This is a genomic window from Streptomyces yaizuensis (genome assembly GCF_034961445.1).
Taxonomy (GTDB): domain Bacteria; phylum Actinomycetota; class Actinomycetes; order Streptomycetales; family Streptomycetaceae; genus Streptomyces; species Streptomyces yaizuensis.
The window spans coordinates 120839-137803 of sequence record NZ_BSBI01000001.1; the positions used below are offsets into that span (position 1 = coordinate 120839).

Genomic DNA, 16965 nt, shown 5'->3' on the forward strand with positions numbered 1-16965 from the left:
TGGCCGACGATCACCGGCCCCGCCCGGTCCCCCCGGCACTCCTCGCAGGTCGCACGGGTGGGCTCAGGCGATCCTGACCGGTTCGAGGTCGAAGTCGATGTCGTTGGGCGGGGCGACGAGCAGCGGCAGCAGCTCCTCGCGGGTGCGCGCCGCCCGGCGCCGCCGCTCCTGCTCGGTCATCGCCGCCGTGTACGCCCGGCGCCGCTCCGACCCGAAACCGGTCTCGGGGGACTGCGTCAGCGACTGCGGCCAGATCCGGTAGCGGTAGAGCACCCGGCGCACACTGCGCAGCCGGTAGAGCCGGGCCAGCCGCAGATGGAAGTCGGTGTCCGCGCCGAACCGCACCGTACCGTCGAAGCCGCCGATCCGGGCCAGGGCCTCCCGGCGGACCACCGTCGACGGGTGCAGCACCACCGTCGTCCGGCCCATCCGCAGCCACAGATTGCCGTGCCGGGGCATCCGGCGGCGCCCGGTGGCCCGGCCCTGCGCGTCCATGTACTCGTACGCGCAGCCCACCAGGTCGGCCCGGTCCCGCTCCAGCCGGTCCAGCTGGTGGCGGAGCCGGTCGGGCAGGCTGATGTCGTCGGCGTCCTGGAAGGCGACGAAGGGCGTGTCGATCCGTTCCAGCACCCGGTTCTTGATCCGCAGATGTCCCACGTTCCGCGTGGTCCGCAGCACCGTCAGCCGGGGGTCGGCGGTGTACGGGCGGAGCGCGCCCGTCCAGCTTTCGTCCGGGGAGCAGTCGTCCACGACGTACAGCCGCAGATCCCGGCGGTCCTGCGCGAGTACGGACGCGACCGCGTCCCCGACGTACCGGGCGCAGTCGTAGTGGGGGAGGACGACGCTGACCGCCGTCGTGCCCGGTGTCGCCGATGCCCGCACCCTGGTCTCCTCTCACCCTGCTGCCGTGCGGCGCGCCGCCGCGCCGCCGTCGCCGCCGTCGCTGTCTTCGTGCGGGTGCGGCCCGCCCGCGACCGGGCTGCGGAAGTCCCCCTCGTCGCCCCAGGCCACCGAACGCAGCGGCCGCCCCGCCGCCCCGCGTACCGCCAGCCCCGCCGCGACCGCGCAGAGCCAGCCCAAATGCACCGCCTTCACCGCCCAGCGCACCAGACCCCGGCGCGTACCCCGGCTGCCGTCCCACCGGGCCAGCGGCCACAGACCGTGGAAGAGGATCGCCGAGAAGTAGTGGGCCGCCACCGGCCGTGGATAGTCCGCCATGCAGGTCGTGTGGGAGTACAGCGAACGCCGCAGCCGGCGGACGGTGTCCCGGGCGCGGGCCGGCCGGTGGACCAGGCTCACGGCGTCCGGGAGGACTTCGAGATCGTGCAGCGGGTCGGCGGCGGCCACATCGAGCAGCTCGAAGAGCACATGCCCGTCGTCGGCGAGCCGCCGCGCCGGGATACCGGCCGCGATCACACCCGTCGCGACGACCATGCAGGCGGCCACGGGGTACGCGTCCGGGGGCACCGTCGTCCCGGAGACCCGGTGCATGGTGCGCGCGGCGGGGGTGGCCCGGGACAGGGTGGTGACCCGCGAGCCGACCGCGCCGCTCCAGCCGCGCTCCCGGAAACGGGTGACCAGGCGCTCCAGACAGTCCCCGGCGAACCGGACATCGTCGTCGGTCCACAGCCAGCCCCGGTAGCCCAGGGAACGCGACAGCCGCACCGCCGCGTTGATGGTCCGGGGCTTGCCGGGGCCGGGCAGCGCGATCCCCACGACCGTCGCTCCCGCCGGCGGGGCCAGCACGGTCAGCGCGCGCAGCCGCCGCACCGCCTCCGCGCGCTCCCCGCTCCCGTACTGCATACCGACCCACACCGTCAGCGGCAGATCCGGATGCGCCCGCCGGACCGGGACGAGCGCATCCAGCAGATGACGGAGCGCGGTCGACTGCGCCTGCGGCCCGCACCGGGCCACATACGTCGGCAACAGCACCCCCAGGCCCCCGGCAGGCAACGCGAAGCCACCGGGCAGCCCCTGCTCCGGCAGCCGGACCGTGGCCTCGTGACCGGGCCCCACCAGCGTGACCGACAGCGCCGGCTCCGGCAAAGGCGCGTAACCCCGGGCCACGGCCCGCTGCCACCAGGTCCGTCCGTTCACGACAGCTCCCCTCTTTGCAGGCTCGGTTCCCCTCCGGGGCGCTCCAGCGAGTGCCGACGGTCGATCGTGCTCTGGGCGTCGTTGCCGGCGTACCGGTGGACCTTCCGCGCGTTCTCCCTTCCGACACCCGCGCGCCCCTTCGGCACCTCTTCCTTTGGTTCGCCTCCGGGGCGCTCCAGCGTGTGTCGACGGTCGATCGTGCTCGGCCGCTCGTTCCTCACGGCCTCCGCGCGTTCTCCCTTTCGACCCCCGCGCGCCCCTTCGGCTCACTCGCACGGGGCCCAAGGTCATGGGCCGGAGGCGGTCGGACGGTGCGGGTGTCGCGACGGCTTTGGGCATTCCCGGCGGGCCCGCCGCATCGCGAGGGAATTGCGGCGACACGCTAACCAGCCGCGTTACGTGATCACAAGAGCGCCCCGGGGAGGGGGAATTGCCCCGGGCGTGCCCCGTGCGCCGACGGCTGCCCGGAGCGCCCCGGGGGCGCACGGACGCGAGGACGCCCCAACCGCCCGGATTTCTACCGGAAGAGCGCCTGTCCGGGACGCGCCGATTTCCGGCGGGGCGCGCCCGGCGAACCCTAAACTCCCGGGGAAGCGGGGTCCGAGCCGGACACCGGACACCAGCAGGAGGTTTGTGCACATGGTGTATTCCGCTAGTGCGGAAGAGCGGCTGGGTGGGGGCGTACCCGGGGATTCCGGTGGCGTTCTGCTGCATGCGCAGGGCATCGGGAAACGCTACGGCCGCCGAAGGATCCTCGACGGGGTGGATCTCGTCGTACGCGCCGGGGAGGTCGCCGCCATTGTGGGCGGCAACGGCGCCGGGAAATCCACCTTCCTCAAGATATGCGCCGGGCTCGTCTCCCCGGACCGGGGCCGGGTCACCGTCGCCGGGCGGCTCGGCTACTGCCCGCAGACCGGCGGGACCCTCGGCCATCTGCGGCCCCGTGAGCACTTCACCCTCTTCGGGGTCGGCCGGGGCATGCGCGGCCCGGCCGCCGACCGCAGAGGCCGGGAACTCGCCGCCCGGCTCGACTGGTCCGTCGACCGGGACACCCTCACCAAGGACCTGTCGGGCGGCACCCGGCAGAAGCTCAACCTGGTGCTCTCCGCCCTCGGCGAGCCCGAGGTGCTGCTGCTCGACGAGCCCTACCAGGGCTTCGACCGGGGCTCCTACCTCGACTTCTGGGACAACGTCTGGAACTGGCGGGAGGAGGGCCGGGCCGTCGTCGTGGTCACGCACATGCTCCACCAGCTCGACCGCGCCGACCAGGTGCTCGACCTCGGCCCCCGGGGCGCCCGGCGGGCCCCTGCGGGACACCCGGCCCACGCCCCGGAGGCCGGCCGGTGAACCGGACACTCCGCATGGCCGAGATGACCCTGCGCGAACTCACGCGCCGCCGGAGCGTGCTGGGGCTGCTGCTCCTGGTGCCGCTGGTGTTCTATCTGGGGCGGTACGACCAGACCGGCCAGGCCGTCCGCTTCGCCGCCCTCGGGGTCGGCTTCGCGGTCTCCACCGCCGCCCTCTTCTCCGCCGTGGGCGCCCGTGACGTCGACCCCCGGCTCACCCTCTCCGGGTTCCGCCCGCATCACCTCCTGATCGGCCGCTTCCTCGCCCTGCTCACCGCCGGACTGGTGATCGCCGGCGCGTACGCGGTGCTCGTCGCCGTCGGCCAGGACGTCCGCAGCGTGCCCGCCGTGGTGGCCCAGTTCGCACTGACCACCCTGGTCGCGGTCCCGCTCGGGTTGCTGCTCGGCCTCGCCGTGCCGCGCGATCTGGAGGGCAGTCTGCTGCTGATCTCCGTGATCGGCGCGCAGATGGTGATGGACCCGGACGACGGCGCGGCCAGGGTGCTCCCGTTCTGGTCCACCCGCGAGATCGTCACGTACGCCGTCGACGGGCCGGACGCGGCCTCGTTCACCGCCGGTGCCGCGCACGCCCTCGTGGTGGCCGCGGTGCTCGCCGCCGTCGCTGCCGCGGTGCTGTCGGTCCGGCTGCGCCGGCGTGCCCACATGCAATTCGTGTGAATTCCTGGGGCGGATGTGCCGGCAGGGCTGGGAGGATTGCCGAGTGGTCCCGTCGATTCTCCCCCGTGTCTCTGCCGGATTCCCCGGTTCTTCCCCAAACCTCCCGGAAATAGCCGGAAATCACCGGGACTCCGGGGAACTCCCGGGCCGGCACACCCGCCGTGGATGACCTCTACCTCGCGGAAACGAACGCGTGTAGGGTGTGGTTTTCGTGAACCGGGGCACCTGGTGTGCCCCGGAAAGACATCCCGCTCTGTCGCCCTCCTCTCCCGGTGAAGGAGAGTGCGTGAACGATGCACGGTGATGATCCACCGGCGGCGGGGCCGGATAAATCCCCGGCCCGGTGCCATGGAATTCGCTTTCCCTGAGTCCTTGCCCGAATTCTCACCGGAGTTCCCGTGACCGGCATGGCGCGGTGGAAATACGGGCCCGTTCCCGCTCTTTCCCCGCGTACCCGTGCGACGCCCCGGCGCCGCGCCGCAGAGGTGTGACAGCGACACGTCGGACCACCGATCCCAGGGGGGAGCACGCTGGTGAACGCCCTACCCGAACTGACCCAGCAGACACCGGGGCGATCCGCCCGGCCACCGGTGTTCGAGGCGGGCGAGACCCTGGCCCGGCTGCGCGCCGGCCGGGGCGGCCCGGTCCACATCATCGACCCCTTCAAGATCCCGCAGCGCGAGGCGCAGGAGAAGGCGGCGGCGCTGGACGCCCTCGGCTTCCCCGCGATCCTCCTCGCCAGCACGGACTACGCGTCCTTCGAGGACCGCATGGAGCCGTACATCGCGGCCCTCAGGGAAGTGACCTCGCTGCCGCTGCTGCTCCACTTCCCGCCCCGCAAGGGCATCGGCTTCCCGCTGGCGGCGGGCGCGGACGCCGTCCTCCTGCCCGCCCTGCTGGGGTCGACGGACGACTACTACGTCTGGAAGAGCTATCTGGAGACCCTCCTGACCATGCCCGGCCGGCTGGACCGCGCCGACTGGCCCGAACTGCTGCTGACCGCCGCGCTCACCTTCGGCGAGGACCGCAGGACCGGTGCCCTCCTCGGCACCGTGCCCGTCGGCACGAAGGACACCGCCCAGCTCGACGGGCATCTCGCCGTCATCCGCAGCTTCGGCTTCCAGATGGTCTACCTCTACTCCCGCTGCTCCAGCGTGCCGACCCCTGTCGTCCGGCGCTTCCGGGACCTGCTCGCCCCGGACCAGCTCCTCTTCGTCAGCGGCAATGTCCGCGCCCGCCACCAGGTCAGCGCCTATCTGGCGGCCGGGGCCGACTTCGTGTGCTTCGCCGGGGCCCTGGAACACCCCGACTGGCGTACGACACTCCAGGAGCTGACGGGCGCCGACCACGGGCCGGCGGGCGCCGACCGGCTGCCGGGAGGGCCCCGGTGAAGCCCGCGCTGTCCGCCGACTACAGCGCGGCGATGCTCGTGACCGAGTCCGCCAACCGCGACCGGGTGACCGCCTTCGTCGCCGCGAACGGCGGCTCCCCCGACCTGGTCGCCCATGTCGCGGCGATCCGGCTCTACTTACGGGTGCCGCACTTCCTCACCGAGTGGATAGAGGATCCCGCCCTCCGCGCCGACGTCGCCTCCGCCCTGGTCCTGGACATCGTGGCGATGAAGCTCCTGGACGACCTGATGGACGACGACACCGGGCTCGACCGCATCGAACTGGCCTGCCTCTGCCTCCATCTGCACCTCACCGCCCTGCGGGAGATGTGCGCCCTCTCCGGCGACGCCCAGGCCGTGGTGGACCTGCTGGAGCACGACTTCACCACCGTCTGCACCGGCCAGATCCGCACCAAACGCGAACGCGCCCGGGACCTGGACGAGTGGTGCGTCAACGCCAGCACCTACGGCGCGGCCTTCCTCGGCTGCTACGGCGCGCTCGCCGCCCTCTGCGGCAGGAGACCCGGATCCATCGGCCCGGCCCGGGAGTTCGCCGAGGCGTACGGCACCCTCATCACCATCGCCGACGACCTCACCGACTACCACCGCGACGGCGAACGGGCCGGGAACCTCGGCCACCTGCTGACCAGCGGCGCGGTGACCGTCGCGGAGCTGAGGGGGCTGGTGGACCGGCTGGTCGCCCGCGCGCTGGCGGCGGCAGGGGAGCAGCCGGCCGCCCGGGGTCTCGCCCCCGTCGTCGCCCTCTACCAGGACGACGTGCTCAACCGGCTGCTGCCCCGCTACCTGGCGGCGGGAGTGGCCTGACCCGCTGCTGCCCCGGGGCCTACCGGGCGCCGCCCGCCCGGTAGGCCATCACATCGTCGAAGACATAGAGATCGACCCCGGTACGGGCGAAGTCGTCCAGGACGTCCCGCGCGGTGTGCGCGATCGCCCGGCCCGGCCCGTTGAGCGAGGTGTTGATGAGGGCGGGCACCCCGCTCGCCGCCTCGAAGGCCTCCAGGAGTGCCGACAGCCGGCGCTGGTCCGGCTCCAGGGTCTGGATCCGGCAGGTCCCATTCACATGCCGGGCCTCGGGCGCGGTGCCCTCCGGAAGCGTGTACTCGAAGAGCATGTACGGGGAGGGGTGCTCGCCCGGGTACAGCTCCGCGAAGCGCTCCGGCCGCATGACCGCGCCCAGCGGGCGGTACCACTCGCGCTGCTTCAGCTCCTCGCTCATCCGCTTGCGCATCCCGGGCACGGCGGGGCTGCCCAGCAGGGAACGGTGGCCCAGTGCCCGGGGCCCCAGCTCCGCCGCCCCCTCCTGGAGGGCCACGACCCCGCCGTCGGCCAGCAGCCGGGCCACCGCGTCCGGGTCGTACGGCACGGGGGTCAGCCCCGCGTCCGCCACCGCTTCGAGGACGGCGTCCGCCGGCTCGCCCGCGCCGTTGGCGTACACGCTCAGCGGCGCCACCTCCTGCCCGAGGACGTACTTCAGCGCGTAGATGCCGGCGCCCACCAGATGGCCCGCGTCGCCGCAGGCCGGCGGGATGGCGAGGTCCCGTCCGAAGCGGCGCCGCAGCTCCGAGTTGGCGACGATGTTCAGCGCGCAGCCGCCGCCGAGCGCGATGGGCCCGACGCCGGAGCCGATCCGTACGGCGTGGCGTTCCAGGGTCGCGTACACCGTCTCCGTGAACAGCTCCTGGAGGGTGGCCACCACATGGGCCATCCGCTCGAAGTCGCGGGCGAACTCGGGCCGGGCCGACAGCTCGGTGTGGACCCGCCCGGCCAGCTCCAGGTCGTGCATGACGCGGGGGTCGACGGCGAGCAGGGTGTCGCGGATCGCCGGGTCGGGGCTGCCGTAGCCGCCCAGGGCCATCACCTTGCCGGCGACGGAGGGCCCGAGCCCGTAGCCGAGGAGGTGTCCGATCGCGGTCCAGCCGAAGCCGTTGCCGTACCAGGGCAGCGGGTCCTTCGCCGTCCACTCCAGCCGGCCGTCCCTGACCTGGAAGAGGGAGCTGCGGGTGATCTGCCCCCGGCCCTCGTTGACCAGGACGGTGGTGCCCTCCGCGTGGCCCGCGTAGTGCGCGGCGAGCGCCCCGTGCGACACCTCGTGGGTGACGACGACGCACGGGAGGCGCCGGCCCAGCAGCTCGCAGACGGTCTCGTGGTGCGGGGCGCCCGCCGTGATCCGTTCCATGGCCCGGTCCAGGTCCGGGATCCGCAGCAGCGAGCCGCGCACCGGGGTGCTCACGGCCACCAGGTCGATGCCCGCCGTGTCGACCTCCGGGCGGGCCAGCACATGGTGCAGGGCCAGGTCCGAGCGGTGGTCGTGCTTGACGCGGGTGAGCCGTTCGGTCTCCACGGCGTACACCAGCCGGCCGTCCTCGAAGTACCCGACGCCGGTGTCGTGCCCGGCGGAGTGGAGTGACAGGACCTTCATGGGGCTCCTCACGCGGTCGGTGCGGTACCGGCGGACAGCGGGCCGGTGGCGGGGGCGGGGACCGAGGAGTACGGGGCCCACTCGATCCGGCGCAGCGGCCGTCCCGTCACCCCCCTGACGTACAACTCGGCGGCGACGCCCGCGAACCAGCCGAAGTAGATCCAGGCGATCGCCGCCTTCTGGACGCCGATGCGGCGTCCCCGGGAGCCGTCCCAGCCGGTCAGCGGCCACATCCCGGCGAACAGGACCCGGCGGAAGTAGTGGCGGGCGGCGGGCAGCGGCCAGTCCGCGAGGTCGACGAGGTGGTTGAGGAGCAGCCGGCGCACCCGGCGCCGGGTCTCCCCGGCGGGTCCGGCGACGTAGTAGTGGCAGATCGCGTCGGGGACCAGCCGCAGCCGGACCAGCGGGTCGCTCTCGCCGGGGGCGAGGAGCCGGAAGCAGACATAGCCGTCGTCGGAGATGTAGCGGCCGGGCAGGCCGCCCGCGACCACGTCGGTGGCGACGAGGATGCAGCAGCCGTGCGGATAGCTGGTCGCGGGGGTGGCGATCTCCTTGGCGCGGGCCAGGAGCCGGGAGGTGGCGTACGCCTTGGTGTGCGGGATCTTGGTGGCGCCCACCGCGCCCCGGCAGCCGGCGGCGCGGAAGGCGTCGGTGAGCCGGGCCAGGGCGCCGGGGTCCAGGGTCACGTCGTCGTCGACCCAGCCGACGCCGGCGCAGCCCAGCTCCTCGGCGATGGCGATCCCGGCGTTGAGGGTGCGCGGCTTGCCGGGGCCCGGCAGGGACAGTCCCAGGCAGCGCACCCCGGGCAGCCGGGCGGCGGCCCGCCGCAGCAACACCTCAAGGCGGTGCGCGGACTCGTCCCGCTCCGCGCCGGAGGTCCACTGCATGCCCAGCAGCAGCACCACCGGCACCCCGGGGTGGGCCGCCGTCAGCTCGGCGACCCGCTCCAGCACTCCGTCCAGGCGGCGTTGCTGCCCGGCGAGCGAGTCCCGGCCGACGCAGGTCGGCGCGATCAGCGCGAGCGCGGGGCCGCCGCCGTTCCCGCCGGCCGCCCGCAGCACCCGCGCGGCCTCCCGGGCGCTGCCGGTGACCGTGCCGTCGGGGAACACCTGCCGGACCGGCACCGACCACGACGGCGCCGGGCTGAACCCGCGCGCGATCATGGACCGGAGGTGGCGCAGCACCAGCGGCTCCCCCTGCCTCCGGCGCTCCGGCCCGCGCGGGGGCAGCGGCTCGTTCAGCGGTACGGCGGGGCCCGGCCGCAGCGGTGCGCGCGGCGGCGGCGCGGCCCCCGGGGCGGCGCCGGTGACGCCGGGCTCAGAAGTCACGGTCGGTGTTGGAGGTCGAGCGGGCGAGGCTGCGCAGGCCGTCCAGGGTGTTCCGCCACTGCCCGGTCGTCGCCATATGGCTGACCAGCGGTTTGACCATTTCCCTGCGGAGGAAGAAGCGCCGGTAGGCGATCTGGGCGCGGCGCTGCGCGTCGGGGACGAGATAGCCGATCCGGGCGTCGAACTCGCCCCGGACGAACCGGTCCCAGTAGTCGGCGGGGATCCGTCCCGCGGCCACCGACTCGGTGTGCAGCGGGGTGCCGGGGAGCGGGGTCGCGGTGTAGAAGCTGGCGTAGTCCAGGGGGATCCGGCAGGCGAGGTCGAGGGTCCGGCGGAACTGTTCGGGGCTCTCGTCGAGCCAGCCGACGATGAAGTAGCCGAAGCCCTTGATCCCGGCCTCGTGCGCGGAGGTGACGGCCCGTTCGATCTTCGCGACGTCGCTCTCCTTGCGCATCCGGGCCAGGATGTCGGGGTCGCCGTGCTCGATCCCGAAGCGCAGCCGGACGCAGCCCGCCCCCGCCATCGCCGTGAGCAGCGGTTCGGGGACCAGGTCGACCCGGGTGGGGGCCTCCCAGCGGACCTTGAGGCCACTCTCGCCGATGAGGGCGCAGATCTCCCGTACCCGGCCCCGGTGCAGGGTGAAGACATCGTCGTAGAACATGATCTCCTTCACCCCGTGGCGCCGCTTCAGCTCCGCCATCTCGCCGACGACGTCCTCGGGGGTGCGGTACATCGACTTCTTGTCGACGGCCTGCTTGAAGCAGAAGCTGCACTTGAAGGGGCAGCCCCGGCTGGAGATCATCGTGGCGAAGGGGCGCGGCGCCATGATCGAGTAGTAGCTGTCCATGGGCAGGCCCTCGCGCTCGGGCCAGCCGACGTCCTCCAGATTGACCATCGGGGCGGCCCCGCCGTCGTGGTCGCGGGTGACCAGGCCCCGGATGCCGTCCGGCTTCTCGCCCTGCTCCAGGGCCTCCGCCAGCTCCGGCATGATGGTGATGCCCTCGCCCACGCCCACGTAGTCGATGGACTCGTGGAACAGGTTCTCCCGGGCGTAGACCTCGGTGTGCGGGCCGCCCAGGATGACCTTGGCGCCGGTGCTCTTCGCCGCCTGGCACGCCTCCACCGCGCCGGGCAGCCCGGGGGTGGTGGTACTCACCCCCACCAGGTCGGGCCCGAAGTCGGCGAGGAGCCTGCGCAGTCCCTCGCTGTCCAGGCCCATCGCGGGGGTGTCGACCTGGATGACGTTGTGGAAGCCGGCCGTCTTGAGCGCGGTGTGGATATAGCCCAGGCCCAGGTGGGGCAGGACGCCCGCACGCTTTTGGATCTGGGTGATCTGCCGGGTGTTGAGGCACAGGTCGTGGTGGCGCACCAGCGCGATCCGCAGCTTGCGCTGCTTCCAGCGGGGCAGGGTGGTCTTCGCCGGGGCGACGGCGACGGCGGTTCCGCACCCGCCGCCGCCCCCCGACGGCGTGCCGGTGCTGATGACGGGCAGTGACTTCCGCATGGTTTCCCTCCTTCAGGGGTGGTGCGGGTGGTGGCCTGAGGGCCTCACGTGGTGCGGCCCGTGGCCAGGGACTCCAGCTGGAGCAGATAGAGGGTCAGCGGCAGCAGCCGGCTCACCCGCACGGGCCCGCCGGGACCGCGCCCGGCGGCCAGCAGCCGGCCCAGCATCCCCTCACCGGCCCGCAGCCACCGGGGCTCGGCGGCCAGCGCATGGCCGTACAGCCGGCCCAGGTACGCCAGCCGGTGCCGGGCCAGCGCGGCGCCGTGGCGGCCGGGGACGGCCGCGGCGAACGGGAAGCCGTCGTGCTCGGGGTAGGCGCGGGCGAGCGCGCGGTCGTGGAAGTCGCCGTCGATGAGATGCCGGTGGGGCACGGTCGACAGATGGTCGAAGAGGGCGTGGTCCAGATAGGGGGCGTGCACCACCGTCGACGCGGGGGCCAGCGCGTACGGGGCCATCGCGATGGAGCGGCGGGTGCGGTTCCAGAAGAAGAAGGACCCCAGCGGGAACGCGGCGTCCCGGTGCCGGGCGAGTTCGGCGACCAGCCGGGCGCGGGCCCGCTCCTGGCTCCACAGCGCGGCGTGGCGGGGACCGAGCAGCCAGTCGATGTGGGGCCCGGTGCGCCCGGCGGCCCGCAGCAGGGTGTCCGCCAGCTCCGGCAGGGCCGCCGGCGCGGACAGTTCGCGGGGCAGGTCGCGGATCAGTCCGATGCTGGGGTTCTGGGCCAGTTCGCCGCCGCCGATGCCGTCGTAGGTGACGGGGGAGTGGCGCCCCAGATACGCCAGCAGCGGCAGGGTCCACGCCCCGTCGAGGGTGGTCATGCTCTGGGCGGTGTTCGCGGTCAGCTCCGCCCGGAACTGGGAGCGGCGGGGTGTCAGCGTCCGGTGCGCGAGCCCCAGCCGCCGGGCGAGCGCGGCCGCCACCTCGGCGTCGGCGCCCGGGTCCGGCGGGAACTTCGCCCCGCTGACGCACAGCTTCGGGGGTACGCCCTGCCGGCACAGCTCCAGCAGGATGTGCCGGGAGTCGCGTCCGCCGCTCAGCGGCAGCAGATACGGGGCCGGGGGCAGCCGCCGCGCCACCGCCGCCCGGAACAGCTCGACGAAGCCGTCCACGGCCCGCTCCCGGTCGGTGTCGACCGTGCCCCTCGGGCCCCGCTCCCCGGCGTCGATCCGTACCCCGGCGGCGGGCGTCCAGGTCAGGGTGGCCGCCGGGGGCAGTGCGCGGATCCCCGTGAAGCAGGTGTCCTCCGCGAGGAAGAAGCCCAGCCGGACGAAGACGGCGAGCGCGTCGTGGTCGGGCTCCGCGTCCTCGCCCGGGGTCAGCAGCTCCTCCACGCGGGTGGAGAGCGCGATCGAGCCGGCGCCCGCCCGGTAGAACAGCGGGAACATGCCGTACCGGTCGGTGCGGACCAGCAGCCGTCCGCCGTCCCAGCGCCAGGACGCGAACACGCCCTCGGGGACGGCCGGGTCGTCCAGGTCGTGGCCGCCGACGGCGTGGCCGAGGCGGGCCTCGTGCGCGCCCGCCGCGCGCACCCCGTCCGGGGTCCGCACCAGCCGCAGCGACGGCGCCGCCGACCGGGCCGCCGGTGGGCGGGTGTCCCGCCGCGGCCGGGCCGTCCCGGCGGCCGGCGCGCTCACCGCCCGTCCAGGAGCGAGGTCACGGCGGTCCCGATACGGGCGGCCACCGCCTCCTGGTCGAGGGTGTTCCCGGCGAAGGCGATGGCGGACTTCTTCCGCAGGGCGATCGCCTCGGGCCGGGTGAGCCATTCGTCCACGGTGCGCAGCAGCTCCCCGGGGTCGGCGCAGGCCCGGCCGAGACCGTGCTCGTGGATCAGTCCGGGCACCCACTCCTCCATCGGCAGCCCCGACTCCAGCATCAGCACGGGGATCCCGAAGTAGGCCGCCTCCAGGGTGGTGTTCGGGCCCGCCTTGGAGATGAGCAGGCCGTGCGGGGAGCGGGCGGCCCGGTCGATGTAGTCGAAGTACTCGGACTGGGTCAGCCGGCTGTGGAAGCGCCAGTGCCGCAGCCCGGCGGCGGCGTCGGCGGCCCGCCGGGCGAACGCCGGGTCGTCGTAGCCGACGAAGACCAGGTCCACGGAGGGATGGCGGGCGGCGATGTGCTCCAGGAGCCGCAGATAGACCTCGCCGCCCCGGTTGCAGAAGACGATCAGCCGGGGCCGGGAGCCGTCCCCGTCGTCGCCGCCCCACGGCCCGGTCTCCCGCGACGCCGTCCCGCCGGTCATGAACTCCCGCAGGTCGTGCTGGGCGACGAGCGGCCCGACCACCCGGACCCGCGCCGGGTCGACGCCCTCGTCGGCGATCAGCCGCTCCCGGGCCCAGTCGAAGCCCACCAGGGTCAGGTCGGGGAAGCGGCTGCGGTGCAGCGGCAGCTGGAGCAGCCCCGGGTTGGTGACCTGGCTGACGACCCGGGTGGGGACCTCGGCCAGGCGGACCGCCGCCACGCAGAGCCGGGCCACGAAGCCCTTGGTGCCGACGACGACATCGGGCGCCGACGCGCGCAGATGGGCGGTGAGTCCCGCCAGGGCGGCGATCTGCTCCGGGCCCGGGTCCGCCTCGAAACCCTGGGGGAACCGCTCCTGGAGCCGCTGCATCAGCGCCCGGTAGCGGACGGTACGGGTGGCCAGGTCCGGGCTCTGTTCGGAGATCGTCCGGATCTCCGCCCCGGCCTCCCCGAGCAGCGGCACCAGCGGCTCCGCCTCCCGCAGCTCCACCTCGGCCCCGACGCGTTCCCGGACCACCCGGGAGAAGCTGGTGGCGGCGAGGTAGTTGCCGAACTTGCCCCAGGTGCGGGGGGAGAGCACCTGGACGGTACGGGGGTCACGGGGCACGGTGGATCTCCTCCGGGAGGGCCAGGGGGTGGGGCCGGGCCGGACGGGCGGCGCGGCCCGGCCCCTCGTACCAGAGCTGGTAGGTCAGCAGCGCCCAGAGCCCGCGGGAGGTGTCCCGGCGGCCCGAGAGGTGGTCGTCGGTGAGGGCGCGGACGGCGACGGGGTCGAAGAGGCCGCCGCGTTCCAGCGCCGGGGCGGCCAGGGTGTCCAGCAGCAGCGGGCGCAGCTCCTGCCGGAGCAGCCGGGCCAGCGGGGCGCGGAAGCCCTGCTTGGTCCGGCGTACGGTCGCGCGGGGCAGCCAGGGCCTCGCGACCCTGCGCAGCAGGTACTTGCCGGTGAGTCCGCGCAGCTTCAGCGCGTCGGGGAGGCTGTTGCCGTACTCCACCAGGTCCAGGTCGAGGAAGGGGGAGCGCAGCTCCAGGGCGCTGCGCATGCCGCCCCGGTCGGCCTTGGTGAGGATCACGTCCCGCAGGAAGTGGGCGACGACGGCGAGCTGGGCCCGCTGGAGGGAGCCGAGCCGGTCCGGCTGGCCGTCGAGGAGCCGGGCGACTTCGGCGAAGGGCCGGTGGTCGGCGAGTGCGGCCAGTGCCCGGCCGGTGAGGACCCCGGCGAGCGCGCCCGGCGGGAAGGGCGCGCTCGCCAGGTAGAAGCGGTGCTCGGGCGCGGCCCCGAGACCGCGGGCGAGCCGGCGCAGCGCCAGCGAGGCGGGCAGATTGCCACTGCGGGAGGGCAGGGCGCCGGCGGCGATCCGGGCGGCGGCCGCCAGCCGGGGCGCGGGGACGACGCGCAGCAGCGCGGCGATGGTCCGCTCGGCCTGGAAGTAGCGGTAGCCGAGGAGGAGTTCGTCCGCGCCGTCGCCGGTCAGGACCCCGCGCACGTGTTCCCGGGCGGCCCGGCACACCAGCCGGGTCGGCAGCAGCGAGGGATCGGCCAGCGGTTCGTCGGCGCAGGCGTACTCCGACTCCACCACCTCCGCCAGTTCGGCGCCGCCGACCCGGACCACCCGGTGGTCGGTGCCCAGATGGCGGGCGACCGCGCGGGCGTGGTCCGACTCGTCGAAGTCGGGGTCGTCGAAACCGGCGCTGAACGTCGGCACCGGCGCGCCGGGCGAGAGCCGCTGGGCGAGCGCCGCGACCACGCTGGAGTCGAGGCCGCCGCTGAGCAGCACCCCGAGCGGCCGGTCGGTGCTGGTGACCCGGCGGGCGACGGCCGTCCGCAGCAGCTCCTCGAACCGGGCGGCCGCCTCCCGTGCCCGGGGCGGCCCGCTCCCCGGGGGCGGCCCGATGCGGGGCCGCCAGTGCTCCTCCTCGGTCAGGACGCCGTTCCCGTACCGCACCAGGCCGCCGGGGCGCACCTTGTGGACCCCCGCGACCGCCGAGCCCGGCGCGGGGAACGCCTGGAGCACCAGATAGTCGGCGAGCGCGCGGACATCGGGGGCGCGGGGCGCGTCCGGGTGGCGCAGCAGGGCCGTCAGCTCCGACGCGAACGCGATCCCGCCGGGGATCCGCGTGTAGTAGAGCGGCTTCTTGCCCAGCGGGTCCCGGGCGAGCACCGTGGCACCGGTCCTGGCGTCGTGCGCGGCGAACGCGTACATGCCGCGCAGCCGGGACAGGACGGCGGTGCCGTGCCGCTCGTACAGCTCCGTCAGCACCTCGGTGTCGCCGCCGGTGCGGGGGGTGATGCCCAGGGACCGCAGCTCGCGGCGGAGTTCGGGGTGGTTGTACAGCTCGCCGTTGAACACGAGCGCGACCGCGCCGCTGGCCGACACGAACGGCTGCCGCGACCGGGGCGGGTCCACGAACGTCAGCGCGCAGTGCGCGAGGGTGACACCGGCGTGACGGCACCAGCCGGTGCCGTCGGGGCCGCGATGGGCGAGGGCGGCGAGCATCCGCCCGGCGACGGCCCGCGCCGCCTCCGGCCCGCCGGCCCGGTCATGGAATCCCACGAAACCGCACATCGACGGTCAGGAACCCGAGGCGGAGGCGGTGTCGAGAGCGGCCTGCGCCCCCGCCGGGGCGAGGGCGCCACGGGTCCACTCGATCTGCGCGGTCAGGCCCGTGCGCAGATCCACGGCGCTGCTGAAGCCGAGCCGGTCGCGGGCCCGGGTGGTGTCGGCGGCGGTCACACCCACGTCGCCGATGCGCGCCGGACCGTACCGGGCGTCGGGGGCGAGACCGGTCAGCTCCCCGGTGAGGGCCAGGACCTCGTTGACCGTGACGGGCGAGCCGGTGCCGATGTTCAGCACATCGCTGCCGCCGCCGGCGCGGCCCGCGAGGCACAGCGCCCGCACCACGTCGGAGACATGGACGAAGTCCCGCAGCTGGGTGCCGTCGCCGTAGATCTGGATCGGCGCTCCCGTCAGCGTGGCCCGGATCAGCCGCGAGATGAACATGTCCGGGCGCTGGCCCGGTCCGTAGACGGTGAAGAACCGCAGGGCCCGCACGGCCAGGGCGGCGTCGTCGCGGGCGGCGAAGGCCAGCGCGAGCCGCTCCGCCGCCAGCTTGGTCACCCCGTACGGGGACAGGGGGCAGGGCACCTGCTCCTCGCCCATGGCCCCCACACCCGACTCCCCGACGCCGGTGGTGCCGCCGTAGACGCTGGACGACGACGCGAGGACCACCCGGCCCACCCCGGCGCGGACGCACGCCTCCAGCAGCCGCTGGGTGGCGAGCACATTGCAGTGCAGATACTCGGGGAAACGGGTCCACGACGGGCGCACCCCCGGCAGCGCCGCCAGATGGAAGACCGCCCCGGCGCCCCGGAGAAGGGCCGCGAGATCCATGTGGACCAGATCCCCGTGCACCGCGCGTAAATATCCCCGGTCCTCGGTCCGTTCGATTTCCCGGTCGTTCCAGTTGTCCCTGCGGTCGATCCCCACGACATCGACGCCATCGCCGCGCAATGCCTCGACCAGATGCCGCCCGATGAATCCGGCGGCACCCGTGACCACGACATTCCTGCTTCTTCCCAGGACCTCGACATCGCCCGACATGACAATCCCCCCTGCTCGTTTCCGGTGAGTCCGTTCACGGCGGTGCATGCGCTGTGCGGATATCTGTGCCGGGGCACGCCGGGCATCACGGCCGAACGCCGTGCTCCCCTCGCGGAAAGTGCCGCGACTTTCGGGGAGTGCCGGGATGCGGAGTGGCCGAGCTGCGGTGCGAGTACTGGAGAGAAGTGACCCCACCCTGTGCAATTCTCCGCACGGCACAGGAATGTGGCACAGGAATAGAGCCCTGAGACGCGGGGAGTCTAACAGCGCTCCGAATCGGCAGCAATGGCGCCTCTGGTGGATCTCCGCCGGGCTTCTTGATCTTCTTCTTGATCTTCTTCCGTG

General features: G+C 73.9%; 13 protein-coding genes. 4 read left to right on the plus strand and 9 right to left on the minus strand.

Going from position 1 to position 16965, the window contains the following annotated elements; translation table 11 throughout:
- Window positions 1-63 precede the first annotated feature (63 nt).
- Entirely contained in the window at window positions 64-882 is an 819-nt protein-coding gene (locus SYYSPA8_RS00510; RefSeq protein WP_323444843.1) for a glycosyltransferase family 2 protein, read from the minus strand.
- Window positions 883-894: 12 nt separating this feature from the next.
- Window positions 895-2097, minus strand: coding sequence for a glycosyltransferase family 2 protein (locus SYYSPA8_RS00515; protein WP_323444844.1), 1203 nt, complete (start codon window positions 2095-2097; stop codon window positions 895-897).
- 639 nt (window positions 2098-2736) lie between these two features.
- On the opposite strand from SYYSPA8_RS00515, the gene SYYSPA8_RS00520 reads away from it, so the two are divergent.
- The 4 genes from SYYSPA8_RS00520 (at window position 2737) to SYYSPA8_RS00535 (ending at window position 6336) form a co-directional block, all read left to right on the plus strand.
- Window positions 2737-3444: an ABC transporter ATP-binding protein gene (locus tag SYYSPA8_RS00520; protein ID WP_323444845.1), complete on the plus strand. Its 708-nt coding sequence runs from the start codon at window positions 2737-2739 to the stop codon at window positions 3442-3444.
- Between the two features lie 14 nt (window positions 3445-3458).
- Entirely contained in the window at window positions 3459-4121 is a 663-nt protein-coding gene (locus tag SYYSPA8_RS00525; protein ID WP_323444846.1) for an ABC transporter permease, read from the plus strand.
- A gap of 533 nt (window positions 4122-4654) precedes the next feature.
- Entirely contained in the window at window positions 4655-5512 is an 858-nt protein-coding gene (locus tag SYYSPA8_RS00530) for a beta/alpha barrel domain-containing protein (RefSeq protein ID WP_323444847.1), read from the plus strand.
- Window positions 5509-6336 carry a Moenomycin biosynthesis protein MoeN5 gene (locus SYYSPA8_RS00535; protein WP_323444848.1) on the plus strand — a complete coding sequence of 276 codons (828 nt, stop codon included), beginning with the start codon at window positions 5509-5511 and terminating at the stop codon, window positions 6334-6336. Before SYYSPA8_RS00530 ends, SYYSPA8_RS00535 begins: the two co-directional genes overlap by 4 nt.
- Before the next feature lie 19 nt (window positions 6337-6355).
- Here the strand turns inward: SYYSPA8_RS00535 and SYYSPA8_RS00540 are convergent, their stop codons facing one another.
- The 7 genes from SYYSPA8_RS00540 to SYYSPA8_RS00570 are packed head-to-tail and all read right to left on the minus strand — an operon-like array spanning window position 6356 to window position 16620.
- Window positions 6356-7951: a carbamoyltransferase C-terminal domain-containing protein gene (locus SYYSPA8_RS00540; protein WP_323444849.1), complete on the minus strand. Its 1596-nt coding sequence runs from the start codon at window positions 7949-7951 to the stop codon at window positions 6356-6358.
- 8 nt (window positions 7952-7959) lie between these two features.
- A complete protein-coding gene (locus SYYSPA8_RS00545) occupies window positions 7960-9279 on the minus strand; it encodes a glycosyltransferase (protein WP_323444850.1) in 1320 nt (439 codons plus the stop codon).
- Window positions 9269-10783, minus strand: coding sequence for a B12-binding domain-containing radical SAM protein (locus tag SYYSPA8_RS00550; protein WP_323444851.1), 1515 nt, complete (start codon window positions 10781-10783; stop codon window positions 9269-9271). The genes SYYSPA8_RS00545 and SYYSPA8_RS00550 overlap by 11 nt, the downstream gene beginning before the upstream one ends.
- 44 nt (window positions 10784-10827) lie before the next feature.
- Window positions 10828-12417, minus strand: coding sequence for an asparagine synthase-related protein (locus tag SYYSPA8_RS00555; RefSeq protein ID WP_323444852.1), 1590 nt, complete (start codon window positions 12415-12417; stop codon window positions 10828-10830).
- Window positions 12414-13628, minus strand: coding sequence for a glycosyltransferase family protein (locus SYYSPA8_RS00560; protein ID WP_323444853.1), 1215 nt, complete (start codon window positions 13626-13628; stop codon window positions 12414-12416). The genes SYYSPA8_RS00555 and SYYSPA8_RS00560 overlap by 4 nt, the downstream gene beginning before the upstream one ends.
- On the minus strand, window positions 13618-15573 hold the full coding sequence (gene asnB / locus SYYSPA8_RS00565) for an asparagine synthase (glutamine-hydrolyzing) (RefSeq protein WP_323444854.1): 1956 nt from the start codon (window positions 15571-15573) through the stop codon (window positions 13618-13620). Before asnB ends, SYYSPA8_RS00560 begins: the two co-directional genes overlap by 11 nt.
- A gap of 18 nt (window positions 15574-15591) precedes the next feature.
- Window positions 15592-16620: an NAD-dependent epimerase/dehydratase family protein gene (locus tag SYYSPA8_RS00570; RefSeq protein WP_323444855.1), complete on the minus strand. Its 1029-nt coding sequence runs from the start codon at window positions 16618-16620 to the stop codon at window positions 15592-15594.
- Window positions 16621-16965: the final 345 nt, after the last annotated feature.

What these genes read in the sequence shown, in the direction of transcription:
- SYYSPA8_RS00525 (WP_323444846.1), top strand. Translation starts at nt 3,459, where the DNA reads ATGGCCGAGATGACCCTGCGCGAACTCACGCGCCGCCGGAGCGTGCTG.
- SYYSPA8_RS00540 (WP_323444849.1), bottom strand. Translation starts at nt 7,951, where the DNA reads ATGAAGGTCCTGTCACTCCACTCCGCCGGGCACGACACCGGCGTCGGG.
- SYYSPA8_RS00550 (WP_323444851.1), bottom strand. Translation starts at nt 10,783, where the DNA reads ATGCGGAAGTCACTGCCCGTCATCAGCACCGGCACGCCGTCGGGGGGC.
- SYYSPA8_RS00520 (WP_323444845.1), top strand. Translation starts at nt 2,737, where the DNA reads ATGGTGTATTCCGCTAGTGCGGAAGAGCGGCTGGGTGGGGGCGTACCC.
- SYYSPA8_RS00570 (WP_323444855.1), bottom strand. Translation starts at nt 16,620, where the DNA reads ATGTCGGGCGATGTCGAGGTCCTGGGAAGAAGCAGGAATGTCGTGGTC.